This is a genomic window from Bradyrhizobium sp. DOA1 (assembly GCF_001593325.1).
GTDB lineage: Bacteria > Pseudomonadota > Alphaproteobacteria > Rhizobiales > Xanthobacteraceae > Bradyrhizobium.
Map to the genome: position 1 here is coordinate 6,252,363 of NZ_JXJM01000001.1, position 1,277 is coordinate 6,253,639.

Sequence of the window (1,277 nt, forward strand, 5' to 3'; positions counted from 1 at the left end):
GTCTCTCCACAGACGCGCTCGCGGACAGAACCCCTCACCCGTCTCGCCGCTACGCGGCGAGCCACCCTCTCCCACAAGGGGAGAGAGGAAGAACGCACACTTTGCGCCACGCCCGCCAATCGGATAGAACGCGCACCGACCGACCCGCCAGCGAGACCGTGACATGACCGACATCTCCCCGCTCGACCAGGCCCGCATCCTGTCGGAAGCGCTGCCGCACATGCAGCAGTATGACGAGGAAACCATCGTCATCAAATATGGCGGCCATGCCATGGGCGACGAGGAGACCGCGAAGAACTTCGCCCGCGACATCGTGCTGCTTGAGCAAACCGCGATCAATCCTGTCGTGGTGCATGGCGGCGGGCCGCAGATCGCGACCATGCTCAAGCGGCTCGGCATCGTCTCGGAATTCGCCGCCGGCTTGCGCATCACCGACGCCGCGACGATCGAGATCGTCGAGATGGTGCTGGCCGGCTCGGTCAACAAGCAGATCGTGGGCTACATCAACGAAGCCGGCGGCAAGGCCGTGGGCCTGTCCGGCAAGGACGGCAACATGGTGAAGGCGTCGAAGACGACGCGGACCATCATCGATCCGGACTCGCATATCGAGAAGGCGGTCGATCTCGGCTTCGTCGGTGACCCCGAGAAGGTCGACCTCACGTTGCTCAACCAGTTGATCGGCTACGAGCTGATCCCGGTGCTGGCGCCGCTCGCAACGTCCAAGGACGGCCAGACGCTGAACATCAACGCGGACACCTTTGCCGGTGCAGTGGCCGGCGCGCTCAAGGCCAAGCGCCTCTTGCTGCTCACCGACGTGCCCGGCGTGCTCGACAAGTCGAAGAAGCTGATCCCGCAATTGTCCGTCAAGGACGCGCGAAAGCTGATCGCCGACGGCACCATCTCCGGCGGCATGATCCCGAAGGTCGAGACCTGCATCTACGCGCTCGAGCAGGGCGTCGAGGGCGTCGTCATCATCGACGGCAAGATGCAGCACGCGGTGCTGCTGGAGCTCTTCACCAACCAGGGCACGGGCACGCTGATCCACAAGTGAGAGACGAACGCGAGGAGCGGATGAAGGTCGTCATGCCCGGGCTTGCCCCGGGCATCCACGGCTCTCCGCGCGCGCTGTCGCACGTGGATGGCCGGGTCAAGCCCGGCCATGACGAACTGCGAATGCGGCGCCCCCACCGCTCTCCCCTCACTCGCTTCCTGATGACGCTGCCGGCAGCCGTCGTCTCGCTCTTCTTCTCCTCTGCGCCTGCGCACGCCGACCTCAA

At 65.0% G+C, this 1,277-nt stretch carries 1 protein-coding gene and 1 pseudogene; both read left to right on the top strand.

Annotation, left to right across the window (positions count from 1 at the left end):
* Nucleotides 1-163: 163 nt before the first annotated feature.
* Entirely contained in the window at nt 164-1,051 is an 888-nt protein-coding gene (argB, locus tag SE91_RS28910; RefSeq protein ID WP_060734662.1) for an acetylglutamate kinase, read from the top strand.
* Nucleotides 1,052-1,071: 20 nt separating this feature from the next.
* Nucleotides 1,072-1,277, top strand: a pseudogene (locus SE91_RS37295) (DUF1036 domain-containing protein); the annotation flags it as partial.